The following is a 26,061-nucleotide window of genomic DNA, read 5'->3' as shown; positions in this document are numbered from 1 at the left end:
ACAGCAGCATCCCTCGGTAACTGCTCCTGCGTTACTCTACCTCCTGCATCCATGCAGTCGTGCTGCTGACGGTCTTGATTGAAGGGTATCCTTTTCATGCGCCTAGTTAGTACGATGATTTATTCACTAAGACGCTTGATGCCTTTGCGCCACCCGAAACACCCACCACTTGCTGAGCGCAAAGGTCATCAACGGCACCACCATCACCACCCCCATCAGGGCATAACCATACCAGTGGCCCAGCAGGTCAACCACTGCATAGGTGATGCCCAGATTCAGCAGCAGGCCCAGCAGGGCGACCACGATAAACCGCGGCAGCATCAGCCGGTGAGGCGCGGACACCGAAAACGTCCAGTGATAGTTCATCCCGTAAGACACCAGCAGCGCGGCCACGAAGGCAAGGCCGGCGGCGCCCACCGGGCGCACCGAAAAGCCTTCGATCAGGCCCACAAACAGGCCGGCGTGCACCGCCGTGGCCAGCCCACCACTGATCGCAAAGCGCAGCACGGTGGTCAGCACGGCGAGACCTTTCGGGCCTGGGCCACCAGCGAAACGCCAAACGGTAACCGGATGCGGCGCAACAGATGGCGCTCACTGGCAAACAGCATCCCTAACAGGGTATTCACGGGGGCCGGCGGCAATGCCAGTTCGACGCCGGCATCGCCCCCTGGCAGGCACTTGCGCAGCAGGCGCGCCACCACCACGAGCGGAAACAGCCAGGTGTTGTAATAGCTCAGGGTGATGATCTCGAACCCCGTATCCTGCAATAATTGCCGTAACTGGCGCGCGCGGTAACGCCGCTTATGATGGTGGGCAAGGTCATGCGGCCCCCACAAAAAGGGGAAGGCCGGCACCGTCAGCAGCAGCTGTCCATTGGCGGCCAACAGGCGATGCACCGCCGCCAGGGTGGCGCGATCATCGTCGATGTGTTCGAGCACGTCGAGCAGGGTGACGCACTGAAATTCACCGGCGGCCAGAGGCAGTGCATCCGGCAGGCTGGCGCGCACCACCGGGGCCACCCCACGCGCCTTGGCCAGCTGTGCCGCCTGCGCATCCCGCTCGGCACCCAGCACCTCGCCGAACTGAGACAGCATCGCCAGGTTGCCGCCGGTGCCGCAACCCAGGTCGAGAATCCTGGTCCCCGCCGGCCATGCGCTGGACCGCAGCAGGGACGCCACGATCGCGCGCCGCCCCCGGAACCACCAGTGACGGTCTTCCAGTGCACGCATCTGCTGATAGAGACTGCTGTCCATGGATTATTTTGCGCCCTTCTTATTCATTAGGTCCTGCGCGCTATTGCAGCCCTGTGCACTATTGCGGCCCGGTGCGGGCAAACACCACGCCGGTAGCATCACGATACACCAGGCGCCACTCCGGCCGCGTGTGCAGATAGTCGATAAGCCGGTAGCGCTGCGGATCAAAGCGCCCGTGATACGGCATGATCACCAGCTGGAAATGTTCCCGCTCAAACTGTCGTATGCCCTGCTGGGTGGCCCATAGTATATGCGTGTAGGGCACGACACGGGTCTGGTCCAGCATACGACCATCAATATACGGCTGCACCGTCGGCGCCAATCGCCACAGCAGGTAGCCACCCCACTCCATGTTATTAAAGCTGCGACCCTGCAATCCATTGGCATCCACAAACTCGGCGATAGCCACCGGGTAACCCTGCTCCAGTACGCCGCCGCGAAACAGTCTGCCCTGCACCAGACCGGTCAGCAACACGGCCACCAGTATCAGCATCAGCAGGCCGTAACCTGGCAGCCTGCTGAGGCGCGCAGCGATCAGCGGCCGATTCAGTGACCCATTGGTCAGCAGCCCCTGTAGGCCGCTGGCCAGATAGGGGCTGGCAATAATCAACAAAAAGATCAGATAACGGAACGACCACAGACTGATCGCGGCCAAAAACAGCAATATCGCCAACGGTATCCAACGCCGCTGGCGCGCCAGCATCAGCGCCGCCACCACCGCTAACAGGTAATAGATGGCCACCCAGAACTGCGCCCAGTGATGGCCCAGGGTATACAGCTGAAAGGCGCTGATGTATTCGGAGGTGCGCGACTGCAACACACTGCCTTCGAGATTGAACAGATACAGATAGGTCTGCAGGCCATTCGGCGTCGCCAGCGAGGCCAGCACCACCGCCAGCGTCGCCAGCCACCAGTGAAGCCTTTCCCGCTGAGAACAACCCCGGTCGAACAGCTTCAGGCCGCTCCATAGCACCAGCAGGGCCACCCCCAGCAACACGCCGCCGTGACTGTTGGCCCACAACACGGTAATCACCGGCAACAGCAGCAACCAGCGGCTATCGCGCACTGCCGGCCATGGTTGCCCGGCACGGTCCAGCACCGCAAAAAACAGGGCCGCCCACAGGAACGACAGCAGCTGCGGCCGTTCGCCGCTGAATTTGGTCAGCAACACGGCCACCAGCGCCAGCACCGGCCACAGCACCAGCGGCCCCACGCCCAGCAGCCGCGAGCGCCATACGATCCACCCGAGGCAGGCCAGCAGGATCAGCACCCGCAGGCCGAGCACCGCGTTCACGCCGCCGGCATCGAACAATCCGTACAACACCACCTGCCCCAGCCACTGGCCCTTGAGCACCGTGTCGTTCCGCACCACATCAGTGGCCGGAAACACCCCGAAGGGATCGACCGCCGGAATCCCGTGCTGCACGATCTCGCGGCCGCTGGCGATGTGCCACCAGAAGTCGCTGTCCCACAGGGGGATGGCAAAATAACCGGCGCAGACAACCAGGAACAGGAACAGGCTCAGATAAAACGGCCATGCCCCTGCTGTCGCCACGCGGTATCCGGACTGCTGCTGATCGCTAATAGACTGCCTCTGCTTTCCGATGCGGATCATCGGCACTGATTGACGCCACCATCTGCTATTGTACCCATTTCGACACGGGACGCGGCATGGCGGGCATTGAGCGGGCAATCGTCGGTTTTCATCAGGATGAACACGATGACTGGGTGGCGGATCTGGCATGCGGCCACACCCAGCATGTACGCCATCGGCCACCCTGGCAGGAACGCCCCTGGGTGATCACCGCGGCGGGGCGCGCCCAGCACCTCGGCCAAAGCCTGGCATGTAAAAAATGCCTGCCCGGCACGGGGGAGCCGGCGCAGGCCGAAGGCGCGGCGGATGACGACCATCTGGCCTGAATCCGTTGGCCTAAATCCGTGGTTAAGCCCCGGATTGGGGTCTGCTATAATCGCCCACTTTCCTTTTCCACACGGCCCAACCGGCGGGGAGCAACACGACACATGAATGTACTGGTCATCGGCAACGGCGGGCGTGAACACGCCCTCGCCTGGAAAGCCGCCCAATCCCCACAGGTAGAAAAGGTCTTCGTCGCCCCCGGCAATGCGGGCACCGCGCGCGAGCCGGGGCTGGAAAATGTCGCCATCGGCGTGCAAGACATCGACGCCCTGCTACGCTTCGCCAGGGAGTCCGATATCGGCCTGACCATCGTCGGCCCCGAGGCGCCGCTGGTAATCGGACTGGTGGATGCCTTCACTCAGGCCGGCCTGCGCTGCTTTGGTCCGACCCGGGCGGCGGCGCAACTGGAAGGCAGCAAGGCCTTCACCAAGAATTTTCTGGCCCGTCACAACATCCCCACCGGCCGCTACGGAAATTTCACCGACATGGATGAGGCCCTGGCCTATGTGCGGGCACAGGGCGCGCCCATCGTCGTCAAGGCCGATGGCCTGGCCGCAGGCAAAGGCGTGATTGTGGCGATGACCGTGGCCGAGGCCGAGGCCGCCGTGCGCGATATGCTGGCCGGCAATGCCTTCGGCGAGGCCGGGCACCGTGTGGTCATCGAAGAGTTTCTGGAGGGCGAAGAGGCCAGTTTCATCTGCATGGTGGACGGCAAACACATCCTCCCGCTGGCCACCTCACAGGATCACAAACGCGTGGGCGAAGGCGACACCGGCCCCAACACCGGCGGCATGGGTGCCTACTCCCCCGCCCCCGTGGTCACGCCCGCGATTCACGCCCGCATTATGGCCGAGGTGATCGAGCCCACGGTTGCCGGCATGGCCGCCGAGGGCAATCCCTACACCGGGTTCCTGTATGCCGGGCTGATGATCGACCACCATGGTGCGCCCCGGGTCATCGAATACAATTGCCGCTTCGGCGACCCCGAAACCCAGCCCATCATGATGCGCCTCCAGTCGGACCTGGTTGAACTGTGTGAGGCGGCACTGGACGGTCGACTGGACCGGGTCACCGCCCAGTGGGATCCGCGCGCCGCGGTGGGCGTGGTGCTGGCGGCGGGCGGTTATCCCGGCCCCTATGCCAGCGGCCAGCTGATCTCCGGGCTGGACGCTGCCGACGGCGATGACTGCAAGGTCTTCCATGCCGGCACCGCGCTGCGGGACGGCAATACCGTCACCGCCGGCGGCCGGGTATTGTGTGCCACGGCACTGGGCGACAGTGTGTTTGAGGCCCAACAAAAGGCCTATGCGCAGGCCGACAAACTGCATTGGGACGGCGCCTTTTACCGTAGGGACATCGGCTATCGCGCCGTCCAACGCGAACACTCGGCCTAAAAAGCTGTCCCACTCAACGATTTCCCCATCAATATTGATCCGTTCCGATAAGGAAAAAAAACAATGACCACACCCTTCGTCGCCATTCTCATGGGTTCCGATTCCGATCTGCCCGTCATGCAGAGCACGCTCGACACCCTGGACCAGCTGCAGGTGCCTTATGAGGTGAAAATCACCTCCGCCCACCGCACCCCCGATGCCACGCACCATTACGTCTCCAGCGCCGATAAACGTGGCTGTGCGGTGTTCATCGCGGCGGCCGGGCTGGCGGCCCATCTGGCGGGCGTGGTGGCCTCCCTGACCATCAAGCCGGTGATCGGCGTACCCATGGATGGTGGCCCGCTCAACGGTCAGGATGCCCTGCTGTCCACGGTGATGATGCCCGGCGGTATCCCCGTCGCCACCGTGGCCATCGGCAAGGCCGGCGCCAAAAATGCCGCCTATCTGGCCGCCCAGATACTCGCCCTCGGCGACAGCGGACTGGCCGAGCGGGTGAAGGCCGAACGGGCGGCAAACGCCCGCAGCGTGATCGCCAAGGATGCCCAGCTACAACAGAAACTGGCGGCGAAGTAAGGCCCCACCGACCCCCCGCGCCGCCGACGATCACCCGCCATGACCCGCTGGCAACTTAGCCAGGCCGCACGCACCCTCCATGCCGGGGGCATCATCGCCTATCCCACCGAGGCGGTGTTCGGGCTGGGCTGCGACCCGCTCAATGCCGAGGCCGTACAGCGCCTGCTGGCGATCAAACAGCGGCCGATGCATAAGGGGCTGATCCTCATTGCCTCCCGCCTTGAGCAGCTTCAGCCCTTCATTGCACCACTGGATGAGGCCGCCCTGACACTATTACGGGAGAGCTGGCCCGGCCCGATCACCTGGCTGCTGCCGGCGCGGGCCGACACCCCCCGCTGGCTTCGGGGGGAACACGCAAGCATCGCCGCGCGAGTGACCGCTCACCCTTTTGCTGCGGCCCTGTGTGAGGCCGCCGGTCACGCCCTGGTATCCACCAGCGCCAATCCCGCTGGCCTGCCACCCGCCCGCGAGCCTCTGCGGGTGCGCAAATATTTCCCCACCCAGCTCGACGCCATTCTGAGCGGTGCGGTCGACCGACAGGCCAGCCCCACCCCCATTCGGGATCTGACCTCAAAAAAACTTATACGCCCCGGCAAGTCATAAATAACGCTGATATCCCCCCAAAAGGAATACTTGACTAAGATGCTAGGCTTTACTACATTAGCAATCAGTTATATTAAATATTACTTATTTATCCACCTGCAAATTGCCGAGGAGGCTCATATGTCTGGATTCATCCCGAACTTTGCTCACGACGGCGTGGTCACCGTCAACCGCGTCATTCTCAAAGATGGCTACAGTGTCGACGACCTGCAGGAGCGCGTCGCCCTGCTGTGTGAAAACGTCAAAACCTATCACTCGGACACCGGTTTTGTTGGCGGGCTCGTCGCCCTCAACACCGGCAATATCTCCAACGAAGGCTCCACCGTCGGCAAGGCCGTGGAGAGCGATATGAAGGGCAGAGAGGCCCTGATCATCACCTTCTGGAATTCCTTCGAGGAACACGAGGCCTCACACCGCAGCGACACCTTCCAGCCACTGTTTCAGAAGGTGATCGATATCTGTGAAAACGGCAACGAAGAGATCGCCTACGAAATGCTGTGGTCGGGCAAGGCCTACGATGAGGAACAGGCCAGGGCCGCCAAAGAGGCCAAGGCCAAACACGCGGCATAATCCGCTTTAACGGTTACCTCCAGGCCAGGGATGGCACCTACCGTTTTCTGTCTGCTTCACCCAGCTATCGCCGCAGTCACGTCGGCTCTAATGGCAGGATAGCGGCGAGAAACGGCACTTTCAACACAGTACCAACACCCTGCCAGGCACCCCGCCCGGTCGCAAAAACCGCCTCCGTGGTGTAACCTCTGCCCCTGATTTTTTACCCTGCGCACTGCACCGCCAGTGGTCATGGGTCGTATACTTTTCATACCGGGACACACTATGAGCCAACCTGACATCCAGGCAATAAAAGACTACCTACTCGATTTACAGGACCGGATCTGCGCGGGTATCGCCGCAGAAGACGGCAGCGCCGGTTTTCTTGAGGACAACTGGGAGCGTGAGACCGGCGGGGGCGGCGGACGCACCCGTGTGCTCACCGATGGTGCCGTGTTTGAACAGGCCGGCATCAATTTCTCACACGTGTCCGGCGGCAACCTGCCTGCCTCTGCCACCGCCCACCGCCCGGAACTGGCCGGGCGGACCTTCGAGGCCCTCGGCGTGTCGCTGGTGATCCATCCCAAAAACCCCTATGCGCCGACCTCCCATGCCAACGTGCGGTTTTTTATCGCCGAAAAAGCGGGAGAGGATCCCATCTGGTGGTTTGGTGGCGGCTTCGACCTCACCCCCTACTACCCCTTTGAGGAGGATGTGATTCACTGGCACCAGATGTCGAAAAATGCCTGTGATCCCTTTGGCCCCGAGGTCTACCCGCGCTATAAAAAATGGTGCGATGACTATTTCTTCCTCAAACACCGGGGTGAAACCCGCGGCGTTGGCGGCCTGTTTTTCGATGACCTCAACGAGTGGGGATTCGACAAAAGCTTCGCCTTCATGCGTAGCGTCGGGGATCATTACCTTGAGGCCTATCGCCCCATCGTCGCCCGGCGCAAGCATACCGAATACGGCGAGCGAGAGCGCGATTTCCAGTTATACCGTCGTGGCCGCTATGTGGAATACAACCTGGTTTATGATCGTGGCACGCTGTTCGGTCTGCAGACCGGCGGACGCACCGAGTCCATTTTGATGTCACTGCCGCCGCTGGTGAAATGGCGTTACAACTGGCGGCCCGACGCCGGCAGCCCCGAGGCGGTGCTCTATGACGACTACCTGCATCCCCGTGACTGGTCGGACTTCCTGCAGTAGAGAAAAACGACTGACTCGGCGGCCCCAAAAATCACCCGGCAGACAAAACCGCCTGCGCATCATCGGCGGTCAATGGCGTGGCCGCAAACTGGATTTTCCGGATGCCGAAGGGCTGCGTCCCACCCCCGATCGGGTGCGCGAAACCCTGTTCAACTGGCTACAGGGGTATGTCGCCGATGCCCGCTGTCTGGACCTGTTCGCCGGCAGTGGCGCCCTGGGGCTTGAGGCACTGTCTCGCGGGGCGGCCCGTGCGGTACTGGTGGAAAACCACCCCGCGGCCATCCACCAGCTAGAGGCGAATCTACGCACCCTCGGCTGCACCACGGGGGTGGTTTCCCCACTGCCGGTGGCGACCTTCCTGGAGCGCGGACCGGGCGGCGTCACCTACGACCTGGTGTTTCTCGACCCGCCCTTTGGCAGGGGGTTCATCCAGGGCAGTATCCTGCTACTAGACAAGCTCCAGTGGCTGAGCCCGCAGGCCCACGTCTACCTGGAGATGGAGGCGACATCGCCCGTCCCCGAACTGCCCGCAAGCTGGCAGCTGATTCGCGAACAGACCGCCGGCCAGGTGCGCTACTGCCTGATCCGCACCGCTTAACTGCCACCGCCATTGCCCAATCCATGCGACAATCTACCCATGCCTAACATCGCCATCTATCCCGGAACCTTTGACCCGATCACGCACGGACACACCGATCTGATCGAGCGGGCCAGCCATCTGTTCGACCAGGTCATCGTCGCCGTGGTGGCCAGACCCGCAAAAAATACAGTCTTCACACTCGACGAGCGACTGAGCCTGGTTGCCATTGCGCTGGCGGGGCAAAAGGGGGTGGAGGTCTGTAGTTTCGAGGGACTGCTGGTGGAATTTGCCCGCCAGAAGGGGGCCCGGGCCATCCTCCGCGGGCTGCGTGCGGTGTCCGATTTTGACTATGAATTTCAGCTGGCGGGCATGAACCGCAAGCTCGCGCCCGATATCGAAACCCTGTTCCTGACCCCGGCCGAGCAATATGCCAATATCTCTTCCTCCCTGGTCAAGGAAATTGCAGCACTAGGAGGGGATGTCTCCCCCTTCGTCCACAAAGAAATCGTGGCTGAACTGGCCAAAAAATTGCGTTAAAATGCACCAAATATCTTTTTCCACGTCTAACGTGGCACACGCTGAATGAGTTTCTGAACATGGCCTTAATCATTACTGATGAATGCATCAACTGTGATGTCTGTGAACCCGAATGCCCCAACGGGGCCATCACCCAGGGTGAAGAGATCTACGAAATCGATCCGGACCTGTGTACCGAGTGCGTCGGCCACTACGAGACGTCACAGTGCGTTGACGTCTGCCCGGTGGACTGCATTCCGTTCGACCCGAATCACCGGGAAAGCCAGGACGAGCTGCGCGCCAAATATGAACACCTCATGGCGAAAAGCGCCTGAGCTGTACCCAACGCTACAGGCCTGAATTTCCGAGTCCGCAGCGAGCAGACTCCTGGACATAAATTCCGCGAGACGGGGCCGCCAAGGCGCTGATCCCTAACCATTTCCTGAGTATCGTGCGGGGTTTCTGATGCCTGAAAATTCGCACTGCTGGCGCTTGCACGGCCCCCACCGATTGGGTAGACTCGTGGCTGATTTTGAATTGTCCCCAACGGGGGAGAAATCCGAGGAGCATTAACATGGCTATTATTGTACCGATTACTGTATTCCTGTTTATCATCGTGTCTACCACCATCCTTGGCGGTATTGGCTGTGATCAAGCAGCTGCAGCCCGTAAAAAATAAGACCTGAAAAGGGCCTCTGGTAAATCCAAAGATTAACCAGAGGCTCACGCAAAAGCCCGGATATATCCGGGCTTTTGTCTCTTTTATCATTCTTGTTCTGCCATTCTGCGGATAGTTATTCAAGCCGCTAAACCGGTGCTGGCCCAACAGATTCGGCCTCCCCTACTTACCGTTGTATCCATGCAAACTCCACCCGACGCACATTCAGACGCAGGCTCAGCACCCGTACCCACGGCATCCGGTGAATATCGCCGCCTGATAAAATTCATCGGCGTATCCTCTTTTTGCCTGTTCGTCGGCACCGTCCACGGTGTACTGCAGGTTATCCGCCCGATCCGCGCCTGGCTCGACAGCATCGGTAGTCCCTACGGCGGCCCGGGCCACCTCATTGATCCCCTGGCCCATGCCCACATCAATGTGGTGGGCGGCGTGGTGGTCTTCCTGATGGGCGCAACCTATTATCTGCTGCCCAGGATGAGTGGTGTCAGCCTCTACTCACAACGACTGGTGGAACACACCTTTTGGTGGACGAGCCTTGGCATCGCGGGATTTTATAGCACGCTGATGAGCTTCGGCATCATGGAAGGGCGCGCCCTGCTGGAGGACCCCAGTCTGGTGGCCGGCATCCATCGCTTCTACGGCCCGACCATTGCTACCGTCTCCACAATCATGGGCATCGGTTTCTGGGTGTATTTTGCCAATATATTTCTCACCATCCGGAAGATCCGCCGCACATCATGATGCTGGAATGCGGCTGTCCGGGTGAATATCCGGACTGGCACAATCAAACCATCGACCTTGCACATCACGCCGCGCATGTTTTACCCATTGCCTCCTTTCTGCACATGCCCCTGTCATTTGAGCTATACCGGCAACGCCAGCAAAGTGAGATCGAGCAACTGGAACTCAGCGAGCGCTGGGCGGGATTTGCGCTGACCCGCACCGGCTGGTTGCGCGGCAAGATGATACGCCTGCTGGAAGACTGCGAATCACCCTCACGTCATTTTCAACGCCTGCCCGCGGACTTTACCCTGCACGGCTTTTTACATGAGGGCGGTATCGGCACGGTACGCAAAAGCATCCGCCGCCAACAGGAGCTACTACTCGATGGAGGGCGTATGCCCCGGGAGATGTACCTGAGCTATCTCACCTGCCCGAAGTGCAGCGAGGCACGCGGAGGTGAGCGCATTTTATTGCTGCGTCGCTGGCGCCCCAGCACACGGCTGGCGCAGAAGATGGGTTAGGAGTCTGCCTTCGGCAAGGCTTTTTGACTCAAGGGGAAGCTAAGCATCGTTTCTTCTTTCGTTTCCGCCCGTATCACCTGCACCGACAACGATTGCGTCAGCGGATCATCGACCCGCACCGCACGACGATAGACCCCCGTAAAGCCGTCCTGAATGGCCTGCCGCCATTCGGCCTGTTCACCCACACGAATATTGATCACCAGACCAACACCGGGTTTATAGACCTCGCGACTGGCGATAACAATAAATTCATTCATTCCCACCACCGGCGGGCTGGGGCGCACCTCCACCCTGAATTCCAGATCCTGCCACTGCTGCGGCCCCATAATCACAGCCTGCCCATCGGCACAACCCGACAACAATGTGAACACAGCGATGGCGGCAAGAAAGCGTGCCCCGTTTCCAAGCCAGGACGGCCAGAAAAATTGCGCGTGGCGAAAAATCATGGCTGACGCCCGTCCCCTGCATTGCGCTGCAGATAATCCAGGATAAGGCCCAACTCTTCCTTATCCAGCGGCCTTCGTGCCTTGGCTTGCATGCGCATCTGCATGCGCTGTAACACGCCAGGCCATGTCGTTGCGGAGTGAGCGGTCGGCTGTGGTGCGCGGTGACAATCATCACACTTGGCAAGATACAACTGCGTCACTGCTGAACCCGCCTCGGGGTACTCCACGGTCACCTGAGGCGCTTCGCCCGTACAGGCCGTCACAGCCAGCGATGTTATACCTATAAAACTACTTTTTAGATGCGTCATTTTTTGCATTCTCGTCACGCACCGCCGCCTTGTCTTTTTGTGGAGCCTGCTTGCCGCTCAACTTGTCATGGTCCAGGCGGCCTGCCACTTTGGAGCCATAAAAATTAACCATGAAATAGACAAACGTGCCGAACACGGCGAGATACAGCAGGGCCGCACCAAAACCCCAGTCAATCCATTCACGCTCGTAACCGGGACGATCGCCCCAAAAGGGAAAACTCAGCCCCACCGCCACCAACAGCACCGCGATAATGATACCAAAAAACCAGCGCGGCACCGGTTTCTGTGAATCAGGAATCGCATCAATCAGCTCCCAATCCTCAAGTCCACGTTTGGCACGGCGCTCCTCATCCGAGGCATAACCAAAATTATCCTCTGGAATTTCGCCCCACTTGGCATCGGTAACCGCCTTCACAGGCTGCGTATTTTCTGCTGACGATTTATCCACCGCATCATTTTTTTCTGTATTCATAAATTACTTACCTGCCTTTTACAATGGCGTCTTTTCGACAAAATGCTGGACGCGATAAGCCGTGTGCCAGCCATCCATCGCATTCACATGCACCAAAAATGAGTGTAGCCCCGGCGGAACATTAGGCTTCATGTGCAGCATCAGATCAATTCGTCCCGCGCTATCGAACCGCGCCACATTATCCGACAGACTATATTTGTCTGCCGCAATGCCTTCAATACTGACCTTTAATTCGGCATTGCGATAGAGCTTGTTGGATACAGCGATGCGATAATCACGGATTGAGGTAGCAAATTGCTGATCGGCACGATAAACCGCCAGGTGGTAATAGTCATAACTCACCAGCCCCCAGATAAACATTCCCAGGCCCAGGGCACTAAACGGCAAGGTCCAGCGCATGCGCAGCGACATGGAGGCAAGATTACGCTTTGATTTGTGCGTCTCGGTGGCGCCCTTGGTGAAACTCAACAGACCCGACTCGCCCTTTTTTGCCTGCAGGGTATTACAGGCATCAACACATTCACCGCAGTTAATGCAACTGTCATACATATCTGTATTGCGGGGATCGAGTCCAATAAAACACACGGTGCTACAATAGTTACATTTTTCACACTGCGCAGCGCGCGATTCATCATAGGCCAGCTTGAGCGTCTGATGCGTTTTAAAGCCGTGTTGCCAGACGCGATAAACGCACATGAACCGGCACCAGAAATGTCGGATAAAACTGACATCAACCAGCACCACAAGCATACAGATAAAATAGATATAATGCAGCGAGTCGGCGAGCCGCTCATCATCCCGAAAGGTCACGAACGACCAGATTACATCCGGCGGATAAAAATAAAACAGGGGAATGAAGGCCAGCAACATCGACATTGCCAGCAGGATCAGTCCCAACAGCAACCAATTGATAAAGCGGTTTTTGCTCGCGGCCACTTTCATTCTATCGCCGGAAACACTCACGTCGGCACGCTTGCCCAACAGGCGGTAGGTCCATTCGTTGGCGATTTCAGACAGGGTATTTTGCGGGCAGGCCCAACCACAAAAAGCGGTTCCAACGGTGGAATACAACATCACCATGCCGCTGGCCAGCAGCATCCACAAACCAAAGATTAAAAAGAAGTCGGCCCACCAGATCTGGCGATCCAATACCACAAAGGCGCCCGTCACCAGATCAATGCGCAACAGGCCGCTGACCGGAATAATAATCGCAATTGCGATAAACAAAAACTGCGTCAATCGACGTCGCCAATGAAACCGCATGCCGCTATTGGCGGGTTCGACGATAATGGGAATCTGACTAAGAGAATCGTTACGGCTCATGCAAAAGATACTACCATTTTAGGTGTAATTTTTCAGTCACGCACAGCAGAAAAAATATTCCGTCGGCGACAATGACGACTATTTTAATAGGGCTTTACGGGCGCAGTGACCGCCTTTAAGGGGACTCGTGAAGTTCGATGGACAGCGGACTCAGTGCGGCAAACCGTTGTCGATAATGGCCTGCCTGCGCTGTGTTACCCGCGGCTTCTGCCAGCCGCCACAACCCTCTCAGGGCCTCGACATGATCCGGGCGGATCTTCAATACCGACTCCAGCAACTGCCGCTCACTCACTCCTCGCGCCTGCGCAGCCGTGCGATCCAGCAGCACGGCATCGGCCAATGCAAAACCGACCCACCGATCCCTTGGGTTTGCCTGGTAGGCCAGGGGTAACAAACGTCGGCCCTCTGCGGACTGCTCGCGCAACAGGGCCAACCAGCTTCGGTGGGCCAGCTCAGTCGCCGCGTAGGCCCGTTCAAAATAGGGAAAATGGTCGCCCTTAACCTGCAACTGCCGGGCTGCAGCATCAATCCCCGGGCGCACGGACACCAGCCAGGACAGCACCTGTGACAGGTCCAGGCCACCGCTATAACGCGCCCCCGGTAACTGATATTCGATCACCGGCGCCCACTCATCCTGGATGGCAGTTTTGAGTGGCGGGATATGACCCCAGTAACGGCCCAGCCAGGTCCAGGTGCCCTCACCTCCGGTCGCCTCATCCTGTTGCACCGAAGACAGGCGCTGCATATTTGCCAATAGCTGTTCGCTGTTGATCTCGCCATCACGCACGCCCACCATCGCCAGGCGAAAGGCATCGACAAAAATAACCGCATCTGGAAAGGCCTGCCTAAAAGTCTGTAACACCACTTGCAGGTTATTCACATCGAATTGATTGAGCGCCAACCATTGTACGAACACCCCACCCGGTGCCAGATGATTGCGGGCACGTTCAAATTGCTGTCGTGACAGCAATGCACTGCGCCCTACCAGGTCAGGATGAAAAAGGTCGCCCACAATCACGTCAAACCGTTCGGGATTACTTTGTAAAAAATGCCGCGCGTCATCACGCACAATACGCATTGACTCGGTCACGCCCCGGTTAACCAAGGCGAATTCGTTGCGTGCCGCGCTGATTGCGCCTAACGATAATTCTACGGCTGTACGTTGCAGCTGGGGATAGGCGAGGGAGGCCGCTGCGGATATCCCGGTACCCAGGCCCAGGAACAGTACGTTATGCGGTTCGGGGTGTAGCAGCAACGGCAGGCGCACCTGGTTCATTTGCACCACCACTGCCGTGGGGTCGGAAGAGGCATCCATACGACGCATATCCGCCAGTAACAGACGCTGTCCATCCGGACGTTCCACCACATGGGTGATGGAAATGGCATCTTCATTCAGCTTCAGCAGCCGCGCATCACCATAGGCCTGCGGCAACAATTCAGAAATACTGGGCATTTCCAGCACCGGCAACACCGCAAGGCCCAGCACCAGCACTGCGCCCCAGACCGGCCGGGACGTCCAGGCCTGCGCCATACTGAGACCCAGAACTAGCAGCAAAATGGCGCCGGTGGCGACCGTGGCACTACTGCCGATGCTCGGGATCAACACGAAACCTGCCAGCAAAGCCCCGCCTGCGGCGCCCAAGGAATTGGCACCATAAAGCCAGACGCCACTCTGAAAGCGATCACCCAGGCGCATGGCCAGCAGGGGCAACCATGCACCCAGCACCAGCGTTACCGGCAGAGTCAGGCTGACCACCGCGGACCCCTGTAGCCACAGCGCCGCTGACAGCGAAGAGAATCGCCCCTCTTCGAGCCAGGCCGACAGCACCGGCAACCACCACAGACTCAGAATTGCAAAACCGCAGGCGATAATGGGCAACAGCGTGAACCAGATACGTTGGGTGAGGTAGCGGGCCAGCAGACTACCAAAGCCAATACCCAGCAAAAAGACGGCGAGGATAATGGCTAGCACATATTCCGTACGCAACATCACCATCCCGAACAGACGCGTCCAGCCAATTTCCAGCATCAACGCGCCGCCGCCAACCCCGGCATAAATCAGCAACCATTTTATGGCTGGCCGTTGTATGACAGGCTCATCCGACACACGCTCGCTGGCCTCATGTCGCCAGGACAAAAACAGTGCGATCACAGCCACCATACAACCCAGCACCGCAACCGCTCGCAGTGAGGACAACCAGCCCAGGTTGGGTAACAACCACAGCGGCAACAATGCGCCGATGGCCCCGCCTAGTGCGTTAATACCATACAGTCCGCCCAGGGTGATTTTCGTATTCTGCACCGCAGAGAGCACCAATGGAAAACCGGCCCCCATGGCCAGGGCGGGCACCATCAATACCAGGGTCACCACAATAATCTGCAAGCCCAGCCAGCCCGAATAGCCCATGCTGCCGGCCAGCAGGGAAAATTGTCCGTCCAGAAACTGAAACATCATGGGTATCAGCAGTGCCGCGATGGCGATCGACAGCTCCAGCCATGCGAACAGACGTAAAGGTCGCGCTGTCCTACGGCTCCAGTATGCACCTATCAGACTGCCCGCCCCCAGGCCTGCCATGTAGGCGGTAACGGTAGCCACCACGCCAAAAATGCTGACGCCAAACTGCAACGACAACATGCGTGTCCAGAGGATTTCATAACAGAGACCCGCCGCACCAGAGACCAGGTAAAGCGAAATCAGGATAAGGCCGAGCCGACGTGTAACAAGAACCTGTTGCATGAGAAGCCGGCCGTCAGTTAGCAGAAACGTAGGAAAATAAATGCGCGAATAATGTTAATAATCTATTGATGTCTTTAAAAGCCCACGCAAACAGTAATCATGCTGTGCACGACCTTAAAAGGGATAAAACCAGACAATCCCAACAACGGCATGCCCGAGGGCCAAGGTGAGACTCAGACCGGCACATACCATATGGGCAACGAATACAGGCTTACCATAAACCCCCATGGCCACACCCAGGGCGGCCGTTGCAATCAAGAAAATCAGCAGCGGCACACCCATAAAAAACATCACCAGACGCTTGGTTTGATCTTCAATCGCTACCAGCGCGCTTTTTGCCGACCGATCAGAGTCGAAAGACTGAATTACGCTTGCACTCTGCTGTTCACTATCTTCCAGCCGCGATAAATCTTTTTGTTGCGATTGGGCTTCCGATACCACTGGAGACGATTCCGTGTTTTCATCGGCCACACTCAATGCCGGAAAACTACCCAGCAACACAACCAGCCAGATCAGGCGCACAACCATGTTACTCATGCTCAGCACTTTCCCCATCTGACTTTTTGGTGGCGAAATACCAGTACAGCACGGCCATCAACACAAAAGGCAAAAGTATGATTAACAACAGAAATATAAATATTGCCCAGGGTGTCTCAATCGTCACATGGGCATAGCGATAACTGTCCACCGCGTAGGCAGACGACATCAGCGTAAACAACAACATGAACAACGGAATCTGGATGAACAATTTACGCACTGGAGGCACTCACTTGGTTATCATTTGAGGGTCAGCTGTTGCTGGCGCATTTCTGGCGCAACGAAACCCGAAAAAGTCTGAGGCATAATAGGGAAGCGAGAAGTTCCGGTGATACGCGGATGTCGAAAATGGATCGCTCTTCCAGGAGCCACCGCGCCGAACCTTGTAAACACCATCCACGGCCACCAGGTCCGCCACTTTCATACCACGATCTGCCGCACTGGTGGCCTGCATTTTTTTAGGCTGAAACACATCACTGTCTTCAGTCGAACCCTGATATGGGGTGAAATCACTGGCCGTCCATTCGCTCACATTACCGGCCAAATCGTAAACGCCATACGGGCTTACACCGGCTTTATATTTCATGACTTGCGTGCTCGAACCGACGTGATAATAGGTATTCAACCTGCTGGCATCCATCGTGTTACCCCAGGGCCAGCGACGCCCATCTGTACCCCGAGCCGCCTTCTCCCATTCGGCCTCCGTGGGCAAGCGTTTTCCTGCCCAGGCACAGTAATCAACCGCGTCATTCCATGCCACCATGGTTACCGGGTACAACGTCTTTCCGTCCGGGATTGTCCCCTCGGTCCAGTCGAGGGGTGGGCGATGCTTCGTCATAACTACAAAGCGCGCATACTCCGCATAGGTCACCGGATATTTGTCAATCTGGTACTCAGGCAATACAACCTCGTGTTGGGGACGATTAAATTTATCCGCCCGCTCCGAATCGGTACCCATCAAAAACGGCCCTGCCGGAATCGACACTTCAGTACTTATGTCTGCCCACTGCTCGGGCGTCAGTAACGCCTCGACCTCATTCCAGGCATAGGTCCTGGTCGCCTGCTTCTGCGATTCATGGTGGCGGTGACGCTCGATGTCCTCACCAGCGGCGCGGATGTGATCTTTCATATCGGCCAAATCATAGGTGGCGCGATCTTTCATATCGGCCATACGGTTTGCACCCAGTTTCACCACATGTAGGGCCCCAAAGACCATTGCTGCAGCAATGCAGGTAATTATGGTGGCCGCAAGATAGCGCTCACGTTTCTGCTGTTCTTGCGACGTCAGCTTGATTTGATAAGTTTTTTCCTTGTGCTGCATTGCCACTCTAGACTCCAGAATCGGCATTTTTATCGGCACTCAGCCGGCCGCCAGTCAACGTCGTTCGTGTTTCCGGCTCCCCGGTGGCGACCGTATCGGTCTCGCCATCCGATACATGTCGCGCCTTCTTCCAGCCATATACCCGTTTATTCATAATCTCACCCAGCACGCCACCAATCATAGCGGCCTCCATCGCCAGGATGACGAAAAAGCCCCACCAGCCTAACGGCATCAAGGCGGCACCCTCGGGCACACCGATATATTCGACGGTCTGGTAATAGGCAGCAAATCGCACGATAAGGGGTGGAAATATTGCAATCCACTTTCCACCCAGACCATAGACATACGATACTGAAATACCCACAACCACTGGCCATACAAAAAGCTGCAGGAACCACAGAAAATTAAACGTCTGCAGCCCCCAAAACAATTCGATTCGGACACCAAACAGCCAGTCACCAAACACATTCACCAGGCAACCAACCAGCAGGGCGATCCAGAATGAATACCAGTGCACGCGGAATATCATTGCTGATATTCCTTGCCAGTGAGTTTCTCATAGGCAGTCTTTTTAGTTTCTTCCAGATACCAGTCTTCCACTTTCAAACTGGCAATATACTGGGCAAGCACTCGCCGATCGGCCTCCGGGATATCAGCATAAGATGGCATACGGAATCTTTCTTTAAGTCTGGAGGGAATGATTGACTGAGGATCTTTTGCCGAAAAATAATCGTATAACCACTGTTCATCACGCATCGAACCCATGCCGTCTAACGATGGCGCAGGAACCGCCTGCATAATATTACGCAGCCCCCACAAGGCATGACAATCACGACAATTGTATTTCCGGTAAAGGACAGATGCCTCAGAGGCCAGCTGTTCCGACGCGGTACTGTAGAAAGGGATCCCCGGATCCTTTTCTGTCTGCTGACCCGCCATCCAGCCCTTAACAGCCATTGCAATCACCGCAAAGACGACAATCCCGAGAAGAATACCTTTTTCACCTTTTTTCATCATCAGGATTTCTGTTTTCTCGCAGCCTCTTTTTCCAGATACACCTTACGCAAGGCTTCCTGATCACGATTTACCTTCATCGCTTTTTCAAACTCTTCTGGCGCCATCTTGTCTCGGTCATTTTCATCGAATACAACGTATTTGATATCCTCATCAAACTGATCATTCTGCGCAGCCCAACGCACCCAATAGATTGCCGTCAACACAATCGCCGCGCCCGCAACCAACCAAAGGTAAATTGTCCAACCATCTTCAAACGAATTAAAAAACTCAGCCACCTTACACCTCCTAAAACAAATATCCGTGAAGCATTTGTGCCGCCCCAAATCCCACCGCCACAACGATACCCAGCAGAATCCAGACAAACATTATCATTTCGCCCCGCTTCAAACTGGACGATTTCCCTTTTAACATAAACATGAATACAAAAATCGTAAAAACAATGATGGAGGCAATCAGAAAATAAAATATTCCGACGCTAAACTCCTGAGATTTCATACCCTCGATGCTGGTATCAACACCAAACGGCCCTGAACCCTCTTTTACCGAAAGAGCAACTCCTATCAACTCGCTTACTGGCAACCGAGAAAATACTGTGTCAACCACCGTTTTTATTACTTCAGGAATCATATTTCTACAGCACACACTCAAGGAAAATAGCCGATGCGGGAGACACCGTTGAACTCACTTGGACAATCATTTTACCATGTTAAGTCCATTGACCGTAAAAAATATCAACAGCTAAACGGCCAGGGCCATGTCGGTTTCCCGACATGGCCCTGGCCTCCAACCAATCAATTTAGAACGTCTAAATCAACCGTAATCACCGATACCCGGCTTGCCCTGATCCGTTTTATCAACATAAAAACTATAGATAAAAGGTGCGGTGTAAACCAGCAGTATCCAAATCAACATTGCCAATGGGCCATTATCAAGATCTATCATGATTGCTTCTCCTCTCGAATTCCTAGAATTTAGTGACCAAAGTGTTTCGGCTCCCAGCCATAATCAGGCAGGCGCTTTACGGCAATCATCACACCCAGGCAGAAAAAGACGATGAAGAAAATGTCAATGGTATATCCCTTATCCCACCAGGGCTGCACGCGTTCACGACGAATCTCGCCGGTATTAGGATCAGTGATCCAGTTACCTTCAAAATTGGCCATAACCACAGCATCGCCCAATATATTGAACTCACGCAGATCGGCCTTTTGCTGCTTAAGCTCGATGATCGCGTCCTTGATCAGGCGAAGATCATCCATTTCTAAGGGATGACGCTCCTGCAAATGAGCCCACTTGGAACCATCTGCCTTGACCTTATTTACCATGTATTCCATCGCTTCCGCATCGCTCTTACCCTGAATCGCCGGAGAATCCATCAATGCAATGTATTCTTCGTAGATAGCCGCATTCGGGCGTTGGCCCCAAAGCGGAAAGGTAATCAGGAATGCCGTGACGATCGTCAGCAACAAGATGCCGATGATGGGTGGGGGCAGACGATTATTGTCTTCCGTAATCCCGCCCAGGCTTTCACCTTCCCAAACGGCCTTCGCCTTTTCATTCTGATCGTCCGTACACAGGGTGTGCAGTGGGTTATCAAATTTCCAAGCCATGTCTACTCCCCTTATTTCATGTTCAGAACAAAGTCGATTAACGCACGGGCTTCACTGTCAGCAGCCGGCACCGGAACCTCTGGCGGATAGATCGACTCGCCAGCAGCATATGCCGTATAGGCAGTACGCCAGCCATCATAGTCAATGGTATTTCCGCTAGCATCCTTCTCACCCCACAGGTAATCATAGCGAGGCATGATGGAATGCGACTGAACCAGACGAGGATTGAAGAAGTGCATCATCATCCATTCACGTGAGGAGTTACGCGAACCCACGTGCGTCAAATCAGGCGCCTTGCGGTCAGAACCAAATGCGGTTGGTGACTCACCGTTAAAGTCTCCCAGCATAGGCGGTGCACCGAAGTACTGCCAATCCTGCGTCTGTTCCGGCAACAAGGTGTGACACCACCAGCAGCCTTCACGGACAAACATGATTTTACCCTTACCAACCAGCAGGCGCTGTGAATCACTGGCTTTCGACAACGTCGCAGCAGGTGTCCAGCCACGGGTTGCCGTTGCATTTTCAATGTACGGCACCGCTACACCACCCTCTATGGTTTCCCGTACAAGGAAAACGGCTCCCTGCGCTTCAGATGCCTCCGCAATACGGCCTTTGGAAGCGCTTGCTGCGGACGGTGCTTTACCCAGAATCCGCGGATGGCGGATACCATTAGGAAACGGCACGTTGGCTTCATAAACAAAAGCGCGCGTCGATTCAATGGCAGCCCCCGTCTTGGGATCCTGGCTTATCTGTACCGTAATTGGCTTGGCATCACCCTGAAGAAACGGATCTTCGTAGCTGAAACCACCCACTCGACCAAATGACAACTGACGATCCATCGCAATGGATGTCGCGGATACATTCTGAATATCCACTGCTGGCATGTACAACGTAATAAACATGGATGTACCGAACGCTAAACCGAACATTCGGGTTCCGATTTTATATTCTCTAAAAGCCACGGTTAATTCCTCCCCTTAATTATTCTATTAACGTTCGTAGGCTAGCTCATGCGGCAAACGACCTGCAGGTATCGCAGTACCGGCACGGGCAGTCTTGTACATGTTGTAAAGCCATACGCAGTTACCAAGGAACACCATGGTGCCGCCAACCCAACGCGCAATCATGTAAGGATGTTCGGCGATGACGACATCGATATACGGTACTTCGTAGATTTTGCCTGCACCTTGAATCAGACCAGCGATGGTTATTGAGATCCAGTAGGTGGTAAAGCCAATCAGCAACATCCAGAAATGGAAGTTGGCCAAACCTAACGAATACAGTTTGCGACGCAGCAGAGTCTGCAAGCCGTAGTAGACGGCAGCCGCCTCCAGGAAGGTGGAAAAACCCAACAACGCCAAATGGGCGTGGGCCACGATCCAGCCAGTACCGTGAATATACCAGTTGATGGCACGTGTCTGCTGGAAACCACCTTGCATATTCAGCGGAATCGCCATCAACACACCCGTGATGGTGAATTTGATTTCGATATTTTCCACAAACATGCGCCATTTACCGGTCATGGTGAGCAGCAAGTTAGACACAAAGGCGATAGCCGGCACCAGGATCAGCACACCTTCCACTGACGCGAAAGACTTCAGCCATTCAGGCAGAGGTGCAGACATCAGGTGATGCGCAGCCGGCGTGGAATAGAACACCACAACAGACCAGAAGTGCAAATGACCAATGCGATGCGAGTACAGCGGGTTACCGGTTACCTTTGGCACCACGTAGTAAGAGATAGCAGCAGCAACTGGTGTAATCCACAGACCCAGCACATTATGGGCAAACCACCAGGTCAGGTACGCCTCAGTCAGACCTGTCAGCTGGAAGAACTCGGGTGAATTACCAACGGTGAACACGATGATCACCATGAATGTGGCGGCACCGAAGAACCAGTTGGTAGTGTAGATGCCCTGTGTACGACGCGTCTTGATCGTCATGAACACATTGACACACAGCGGTGTCAGCAGGCCCAGAATCACAACCACGTCGATAACGAAAGGCATATCGGAATATTCACGACCGGAACTCACGCCCATCCACAACAGGAACAGACCAAGAGACAGACCAATATTCCAAAGGAAGCAGTTCCATACACCCAGCTTTTCAGACCAAAGCTTGGTGTTACCCAACGCCGGCGTGATGTACATCATCGCCATCGCAAAGGCCATGGAAATCCAGCCAAGAATAACGGCCAACACGTGAACCTGACGCATGTGGCCAAACGACAGGATTTCACTGCCAGTCACAAAATCAGGAAACGCGAGCTTCGCCGCATTGAAAGAACCTAAACCGGTTCCAATTACAAACCAAATAATAGACGAAAATCCGAAATAGACCGCGGCTGATCCAGCCGGGATATCTTCCGCTTTCGCAAACAGGTATTTAAACATCTTTACCCTCCCAGGTTATTTTTTCTGAATCAACCAAAATTACTTCTTACTGCGTGGCATCAGCAAAAACCAGCTGAACCACATAAAACTGAGCGCTAACAAAATCCCCATCATTCCAGCAAAGGTAGCCATTTCAAATCCTCCCCAAAATTAAATCGAACACTTTTTCAAACACAAAAAATGAATCACGCCTTGGATTCGATTTCCAAATGACGACCTACAGCAACTCTAAGGATCAAAAAGAAGGCGATGCCAAACACAATCATCGACCAATCAATAAAGCCCGTGAACGTGGCCGGATCATAAGCCATGCTACCCCAGCCGCCCCAGTCTTCGAACTGACCCCGACCAAGAAAGCACATAAGAGCGGCACCAAACACACTACCATTACCCATGCCCGTCAACATTCCCCCAACGAGAGAAAGCATTAGTGGATTTTTCATCCCTCACCTCCTGATAACCAACATTTTATTTTATTTGGGATTATTACATGGAGAGCGTAAAACACGATGCACGTTGTACTTGACTGCTGTACCCGACTGCTCGTGTCTTTAGACCAAAATTAAACAGGAAGCCCCCCTCCCTACAATAATCACCCGCAATGGTAGCCGGGGAATCATGGCACGGAATCGTGTCACATGTTATTGCAGGGGTCAAGCCTTAGCAGGGGGAAAACGGGACCAATCTTATTACTCATTTGCACTTAACAAATTTGTTACGAATCAAGCAAATACCCGAGTCAATTGCTGCGGATAATGACTGCTCGGCGATTGCATTCCTTTCTGCTAAAATGGCCGCTACCTAAAGCCCAATAGCACCCATTATTCATGAAAGAAATCATCCTCCTTGCACTGGTGGCAGTGAGCTCAATTTTTATTCTGGGTTATTCACTGCACATGCTGATCGGCGGTCTCGTTTCGCCAGAGACCGAGCAATGGATCATCACTGCGGCCTGTATCGTGGGCGCGATTATCGTGGCATTCATGGGATGGGATATTGTGCGACAGCGCAGGTCACACTGAGCGATCCAGGTAGGGGTACGTGGGAGCACTGGACAGTGCCCGCCTCCCAGCGATATACGACAGCACCCTCGACTCAGCAGCTCTACCGCTGCAAACCGCCATAATATTGACAGACCACCTCGGAAAATCCGTCTTAGGCAAACACCTTCAAGGCATCGCCAATCCTTCCATAGGCCGCCCCATCAACAAACTGACCCCGATGAAAGACATATTGGCGCTTGGCACCGGTCATATCCATCCCTGTCAGACCAAACGATTTGCCGGCATGATCGGAGTAATAGCGGAGATTCTTCACCAGATCCACCGTTTCGCCATTGCGCAGGGTCATCGACACACCTTGCCTGGATACATCCAGCGATACGGGCGAGCGGGGCAACAGCATCAACCGACCCAGGATGCGATGCAGCCCCTGGTAGAAAAAGAAACAGGCGAGAAAAAACAGCAGGTACGACAGGTTCTGATTCTGGTCATACCAGAACATCAGCGCGCCGGTACCCAACCCGGCAACGGTTGGCACATACATCAAGGCATCCCAGGTCACGCCCTTACGATCCTGCCCCAGATTAAACACTTCCGACTTCGCCACGAATTAACCTGCCGTATTTTTCTGTGAATCGCTTTTCTGTATATCGCCTTGTTGCGAAACGGTTTCCTGCGCAGCGCCTTCCTTCAGCAAGCTGGCAACCATCACATCCACCTCACGCAGCAACATGCGCCCCGCACGTTTCACGCGCACCGTTTGTTTGGTATCAATGATAAACGTCCACGGATCGCCGATCACCTTAAACGCATTAAAGGCCTCTGGATTTTGATACTGATCCATATGTAGAAACAGCACATCATCCTCAAATTTATCCAGCGCAGCCTTCAGCATCTGCAGGTGCTTGTCACATTGCGTGCAATGCCCAGGTGTTGCAAAAACCAACACGATCACCTGCTCCTTGAGCAGCGCCTCATCCAGTGAATGCTGATACATGCGCTTATCGGGATAGCGATAGGTGGTAATGCGCGTTAAATCACCGCCCACATCTTCGAGCGTTTTGGTGCGCAGGCTCGGTACCGTCATCCCTACCTTGTAGGTGCCATCATCAAAAATGCAGCCGGTCAGCAAAACCAGCAGGCACAGACCAAACCATCGCAGTTTTTTCATGATTCACTCCGCCTTTCCCAGCCGGCACAGGTACGAAACAGGTTGTATGCCCAGATAAAATTCGCCAGCAGTACCAGGGAGCCAAAAATGCCCATGGTTGCCAGCAGTGGTTTCACCACCGCCTCAACCTGCTCCGGCGTGCCCGTTTCGCTGGTCAAACCACCCAGCACACCGGCCGCGGTAAAAAACACCACCATGCCGATAAGCCCAAAGTTATGCGTCCAGAAATGCAGCCGCACTAATCGCAGACTGTAGATGGGGCGCTTCACCAGGCGCGGGATAATGTAATAGACCGCGCCAAAGATTGCCATCTCCACCCAGCCCAGCAAATTGATATGGGTATGAGCGCGCACGATCAGGTTGCCGTGCAGCCGATGGTCGACAAAGTAGCGGAATTCGGAGATGCCACCCATTAACGCCCCCCAGGAAAATCCGATGATGCTGTAGATAATGCAGGCATAAATAAACCATAGGGTATAACGCGTGTATTCCGTGTCCTGGACCCACGGCTCCTGATGACTACTGTTCACTGTTCGACTCCCGAGACTGATTCAATGGCTGAGAAGCAGGCGCCACTGATTGCGGCTCCTGGCTTTTGTCTGACGGCTCTGCTGCTGGCGGCTTGGTGCGAATGTCCTGGAAGCGCTCTTTCCAGTCTGCCGGGGCCCACGCCCCAATCATATTATCAATGAAATCAGATCGCCCCTCAGGCGGCATGGGGGCCGATGACGACCCTTGCTCCGACTTCAGCTGGGAGATAAATACGGCAATGGCATACCGCTCCTTTTCCGGCATCAATGCCACGTAAGCGGCCTCCTTGGGGGCCGGCCCATGATCAAAGGTCCGTGCGCCATAGGTCGCCTCCGGATCCGCCAGAAAGGCGACCAGCCAGTCCAGGCTACGCAATGAACCCACGCCGTCCAGTGACAGCCCCATATTGGTGCCATTACGCAGGGCGCGGTGGCAGGCGGTACAGCGAGATTTGCGAAATAAAGCCGACCCCTGATGCCCCTCTTCCGTGAAATTATAATGGGTCTTGTTTACATACAAGGGCTCATCCCGTGACAGGCGATACGTCTCCAGGGCGGCGTAACCGATAACGGCCAAACCCATAAATACCGCGACAATCCCGAACAGGATCTTTTCACCGCTTTTCAACGACTGATTTTGTTTTGACATAATTTGATGGTTACCGCTATCCGAT

At 55.7% G+C, this 26,061-nt stretch carries 36 protein-coding genes; 12 read left to right on the top strand and 24 right to left on the bottom strand.

Features of this window, described 5'->3' with window-relative positions:
• Positions 1-126: 126 nt before the first annotated feature.
• From RRB22_06480 to RRB22_06470, 3 genes are read right to left on the bottom strand one after another with little or no spacing between them, the layout of a single operon-like run.
• A complete protein-coding gene (locus tag RRB22_06480; GenBank protein ID MDT8384044.1) occupies positions 127-519 on the bottom strand; it encodes a GtrA family protein in 393 nt (130 codons plus the stop codon).
• Positions 513-1,253 (bottom strand): class I SAM-dependent methyltransferase, encoded by a 741-nt coding sequence (locus RRB22_06475; GenBank protein ID MDT8384043.1) that lies wholly within the window; start codon positions 1,251-1,253, stop codon positions 513-515. Before RRB22_06475 ends, RRB22_06480 begins: the two co-directional genes overlap by 7 nt.
• A 58-nt stretch (positions 1,254-1,311) precedes the next feature.
• Complete coding sequence (locus tag RRB22_06470; protein MDT8384042.1) at positions 1,312-2,808, bottom strand: hypothetical protein; 1,497 nt, start codon at positions 2,806-2,808, stop codon at positions 1,312-1,314.
• A 125-nt stretch (positions 2,809-2,933) separates the two neighbouring features.
• On the opposite strand from RRB22_06470, the gene RRB22_06465 reads away from it, so the two are divergent.
• From RRB22_06465 to RRB22_06415, 11 genes are all read left to right on the top strand, one after another.
• Complete coding sequence (locus tag RRB22_06465) at positions 2,934-3,173, top strand: DUF3565 domain-containing protein (GenBank protein MDT8384041.1); 240 nt, start codon at positions 2,934-2,936, stop codon at positions 3,171-3,173.
• 102 nt (positions 3,174-3,275) lie between these two features.
• A complete protein-coding gene (gene purD, locus RRB22_06460; protein MDT8384040.1) occupies positions 3,276-4,565 on the top strand; it encodes a phosphoribosylamine--glycine ligase in 1,290 nt (429 codons plus the stop codon).
• A 63-nt stretch (positions 4,566-4,628) separates the two neighbouring features.
• Positions 4,629-5,138: a 5-(carboxyamino)imidazole ribonucleotide mutase gene (purE, locus tag RRB22_06455; GenBank protein MDT8384039.1), complete on the top strand. Its 510-nt coding sequence runs from the start codon at positions 4,629-4,631 to the stop codon at positions 5,136-5,138.
• A 39-nt stretch (positions 5,139-5,177) separates the two neighbouring features.
• Positions 5,178-5,741, top strand: a complete 564-nt coding sequence (locus tag RRB22_06450; protein MDT8384038.1) for an L-threonylcarbamoyladenylate synthase — start codon at positions 5,178-5,180, stop codon at positions 5,739-5,741.
• 120 nt (positions 5,742-5,861) lie between these two features.
• Positions 5,862-6,311, top strand: a complete 450-nt coding sequence (locus RRB22_06445; GenBank protein ID MDT8384037.1) for a ligand-binding protein SH3 — start codon at positions 5,862-5,864, stop codon at positions 6,309-6,311.
• 264 nt (positions 6,312-6,575) lie between these two features.
• Positions 6,576-7,499, top strand: a complete 924-nt coding sequence (gene hemF, locus RRB22_06440; GenBank protein ID MDT8384036.1) for an oxygen-dependent coproporphyrinogen oxidase — start codon at positions 6,576-6,578, stop codon at positions 7,497-7,499.
• Complete coding sequence (rsmD, locus tag RRB22_06435) at positions 7,453-8,097, top strand: 16S rRNA (guanine(966)-N(2))-methyltransferase RsmD (GenBank protein MDT8384035.1); 645 nt, start codon at positions 7,453-7,455, stop codon at positions 8,095-8,097. The genes hemF and rsmD overlap by 47 nt, the downstream gene beginning before the upstream one ends.
• Before the next feature lie 39 nt (positions 8,098-8,136).
• Positions 8,137-8,616 carry a pantetheine-phosphate adenylyltransferase gene (gene coaD / locus RRB22_06430; GenBank protein ID MDT8384034.1) on the top strand — a complete coding sequence of 160 codons (480 nt, stop codon included), beginning with the start codon at positions 8,137-8,139 and terminating at the stop codon, positions 8,614-8,616.
• Positions 8,617-8,675: 59 nt separating this feature from the next.
• On the top strand, positions 8,676-8,930 hold the full coding sequence (locus RRB22_06425) for a YfhL family 4Fe-4S dicluster ferredoxin (protein MDT8384033.1): 255 nt from the start codon (positions 8,676-8,678) through the stop codon (positions 8,928-8,930).
• Positions 8,931-9,454: 524 nt separating this feature from the next.
• Positions 9,455-10,015, top strand: a complete 561-nt coding sequence (locus RRB22_06420; GenBank protein MDT8384032.1) for a cbb3-type cytochrome c oxidase subunit I — start codon at positions 9,455-9,457, stop codon at positions 10,013-10,015.
• Positions 10,012-10,518 carry a hypothetical protein gene (locus RRB22_06415; GenBank protein MDT8384031.1) on the top strand — a complete coding sequence of 169 codons (507 nt, stop codon included), beginning with the start codon at positions 10,012-10,014 and terminating at the stop codon, positions 10,516-10,518. The genes RRB22_06420 and RRB22_06415 overlap by 4 nt, the downstream gene beginning before the upstream one ends.
• On the opposite strand, the gene RRB22_06410 is transcribed toward RRB22_06415, so the two are convergent.
• The 17 genes from RRB22_06410 to RRB22_06330 all read right to left on the bottom strand — a co-directional run bounded on the left by RRB22_06410 (position 10,515) and on the right by RRB22_06330 (position 23,128).
• The gene (locus tag RRB22_06410) at positions 10,515-10,964 is read right to left on the bottom strand and encodes a hypothetical protein (GenBank protein MDT8384030.1); all 450 of its coding nucleotides are present in this window, start codon (positions 10,962-10,964) and stop codon (positions 10,515-10,517) included. The genes RRB22_06415 and RRB22_06410 overlap by 4 nt on opposite strands.
• The gene (locus RRB22_06405; protein ID MDT8384029.1) at positions 10,961-11,197 is read right to left on the bottom strand and encodes a hypothetical protein; all 237 of its coding nucleotides are present in this window, start codon (positions 11,195-11,197) and stop codon (positions 10,961-10,963) included. Before RRB22_06405 ends, RRB22_06410 begins: the two co-directional genes overlap by 4 nt.
• Before the next feature lie 55 nt (positions 11,198-11,252).
• Positions 11,253-11,744: a hypothetical protein gene (locus RRB22_06400; protein ID MDT8384028.1), complete on the bottom strand. Its 492-nt coding sequence runs from the start codon at positions 11,742-11,744 to the stop codon at positions 11,253-11,255.
• A gap of 18 nt (positions 11,745-11,762) precedes the next feature.
• Positions 11,763-13,067, bottom strand: a complete 1,305-nt coding sequence (locus tag RRB22_06395) for a 4Fe-4S dicluster domain-containing protein (protein MDT8384027.1) — start codon at positions 13,065-13,067, stop codon at positions 11,763-11,765.
• Positions 13,068-13,182: 115 nt separating this feature from the next.
• Positions 13,183-15,804 carry a fused MFS/spermidine synthase gene (locus tag RRB22_06390; protein MDT8384026.1) on the bottom strand — a complete coding sequence of 874 codons (2,622 nt, stop codon included), beginning with the start codon at positions 15,802-15,804 and terminating at the stop codon, positions 13,183-13,185.
• A 114-nt stretch (positions 15,805-15,918) separates the two neighbouring features.
• Positions 15,919-16,341 carry a hypothetical protein gene (locus tag RRB22_06385; protein MDT8384025.1) on the bottom strand — a complete coding sequence of 141 codons (423 nt, stop codon included), beginning with the start codon at positions 16,339-16,341 and terminating at the stop codon, positions 15,919-15,921.
• Positions 16,334-16,561, bottom strand: a complete 228-nt coding sequence (locus RRB22_06380) for a hypothetical protein (GenBank protein MDT8384024.1) — start codon at positions 16,559-16,561, stop codon at positions 16,334-16,336. The genes RRB22_06385 and RRB22_06380 overlap by 8 nt, the downstream gene beginning before the upstream one ends.
• 9 nt (positions 16,562-16,570) lie before the next feature.
• Entirely contained in the window at positions 16,571-17,662 is a 1,092-nt protein-coding gene (locus RRB22_06375) for an SUMF1/EgtB/PvdO family nonheme iron enzyme (protein ID MDT8384023.1), read from the bottom strand.
• Between the two features lie 7 nt (positions 17,663-17,669).
• Positions 17,670-18,191 carry a hypothetical protein gene (locus RRB22_06370; protein ID MDT8384022.1) on the bottom strand — a complete coding sequence of 174 codons (522 nt, stop codon included), beginning with the start codon at positions 18,189-18,191 and terminating at the stop codon, positions 17,670-17,672.
• Positions 18,188-18,679, bottom strand: a complete 492-nt coding sequence (locus RRB22_06365; GenBank protein ID MDT8384021.1) for a cytochrome c — start codon at positions 18,677-18,679, stop codon at positions 18,188-18,190. Before RRB22_06365 ends, RRB22_06370 begins: the two co-directional genes overlap by 4 nt.
• Complete coding sequence (locus RRB22_06360) at positions 18,679-18,954, bottom strand: hypothetical protein (GenBank protein MDT8384020.1); 276 nt, start codon at positions 18,952-18,954, stop codon at positions 18,679-18,681. Before RRB22_06360 ends, RRB22_06365 begins: the two co-directional genes overlap by 1 nt.
• A 10-nt stretch (positions 18,955-18,964) precedes the next feature.
• A complete protein-coding gene (locus RRB22_06355; protein ID MDT8384019.1) occupies positions 18,965-19,306 on the bottom strand; it encodes a hypothetical protein in 342 nt (113 codons plus the stop codon).
• 183 nt (positions 19,307-19,489) lie between these two features.
• Positions 19,490-19,621: a hypothetical protein gene (locus tag RRB22_06350; GenBank protein MDT8384018.1), complete on the bottom strand. Its 132-nt coding sequence runs from the start codon at positions 19,619-19,621 to the stop codon at positions 19,490-19,492.
• Between the two features lie 29 nt (positions 19,622-19,650).
• The gene (locus tag RRB22_06345; GenBank protein ID MDT8384017.1) at positions 19,651-20,289 is read right to left on the bottom strand and encodes a hypothetical protein; all 639 of its coding nucleotides are present in this window, start codon (positions 20,287-20,289) and stop codon (positions 19,651-19,653) included.
• An 11-nt stretch (positions 20,290-20,300) separates the two neighbouring features.
• Positions 20,301-21,251, bottom strand: a complete 951-nt coding sequence (locus tag RRB22_06340) for a cbb3-type cytochrome c oxidase subunit II (protein ID MDT8384016.1) — start codon at positions 21,249-21,251, stop codon at positions 20,301-20,303.
• A 27-nt stretch (positions 21,252-21,278) separates the two neighbouring features.
• On the bottom strand, positions 21,279-22,685 hold the full coding sequence (locus RRB22_06335) for a cbb3-type cytochrome c oxidase subunit I (protein ID MDT8384015.1): 1,407 nt from the start codon (positions 22,683-22,685) through the stop codon (positions 21,279-21,281).
• Positions 22,686-22,870: 185 nt separating this feature from the next.
• Entirely contained in the window at positions 22,871-23,128 is a 258-nt protein-coding gene (locus tag RRB22_06330) for a hypothetical protein (GenBank protein MDT8384014.1), read from the bottom strand.
• A gap of 384 nt (positions 23,129-23,512) precedes the next feature.
• Between RRB22_06330 and RRB22_06325 the strand changes: the two genes are divergently transcribed.
• Positions 23,513-23,707 (top strand): hypothetical protein, encoded by a 195-nt coding sequence (locus RRB22_06325; protein MDT8384013.1) that lies wholly within the window; start codon positions 23,513-23,515, stop codon positions 23,705-23,707.
• Between the two features lie 133 nt (positions 23,708-23,840).
• On the opposite strand, the gene RRB22_06320 is transcribed toward RRB22_06325, so the two are convergent.
• From RRB22_06320 to RRB22_06305, 4 genes are read right to left on the bottom strand one after another with little or no spacing between them, the layout of a single operon-like run.
• The gene (locus RRB22_06320; GenBank protein MDT8384012.1) at positions 23,841-24,293 is read right to left on the bottom strand and encodes a hypothetical protein; all 453 of its coding nucleotides are present in this window, start codon (positions 24,291-24,293) and stop codon (positions 23,841-23,843) included.
• Between the two features lie 3 nt (positions 24,294-24,296).
• Positions 24,297-24,857 (bottom strand): thioredoxin domain-containing protein, encoded by a 561-nt coding sequence (locus tag RRB22_06315; protein MDT8384011.1) that lies wholly within the window; start codon positions 24,855-24,857, stop codon positions 24,297-24,299.
• The gene (locus tag RRB22_06310; protein ID MDT8384010.1) at positions 24,854-25,387 is read right to left on the bottom strand and encodes a cbb3-type cytochrome c oxidase subunit I; all 534 of its coding nucleotides are present in this window, start codon (positions 25,385-25,387) and stop codon (positions 24,854-24,856) included. The genes RRB22_06315 and RRB22_06310 overlap by 4 nt, the downstream gene beginning before the upstream one ends.
• Positions 25,377-26,036 carry a cytochrome c gene (locus tag RRB22_06305; GenBank protein ID MDT8384009.1) on the bottom strand — a complete coding sequence of 220 codons (660 nt, stop codon included), beginning with the start codon at positions 26,034-26,036 and terminating at the stop codon, positions 25,377-25,379. Before RRB22_06305 ends, RRB22_06310 begins: the two co-directional genes overlap by 11 nt.
• Between the last annotated feature and the right edge of the window lie 25 nt (positions 26,037-26,061).

The sequence above is a fragment of the Gammaproteobacteria bacterium genome, from assembly GCA_032250735.1.
Lineage (GTDB): Bacteria > Pseudomonadota > Gammaproteobacteria > SZUA-152 > SZUA-152 > SZUA-152.
Note: the sequence above shows the minus strand (reverse complement) of the source record. Positions and strands in the feature narration are given on the sequence as shown.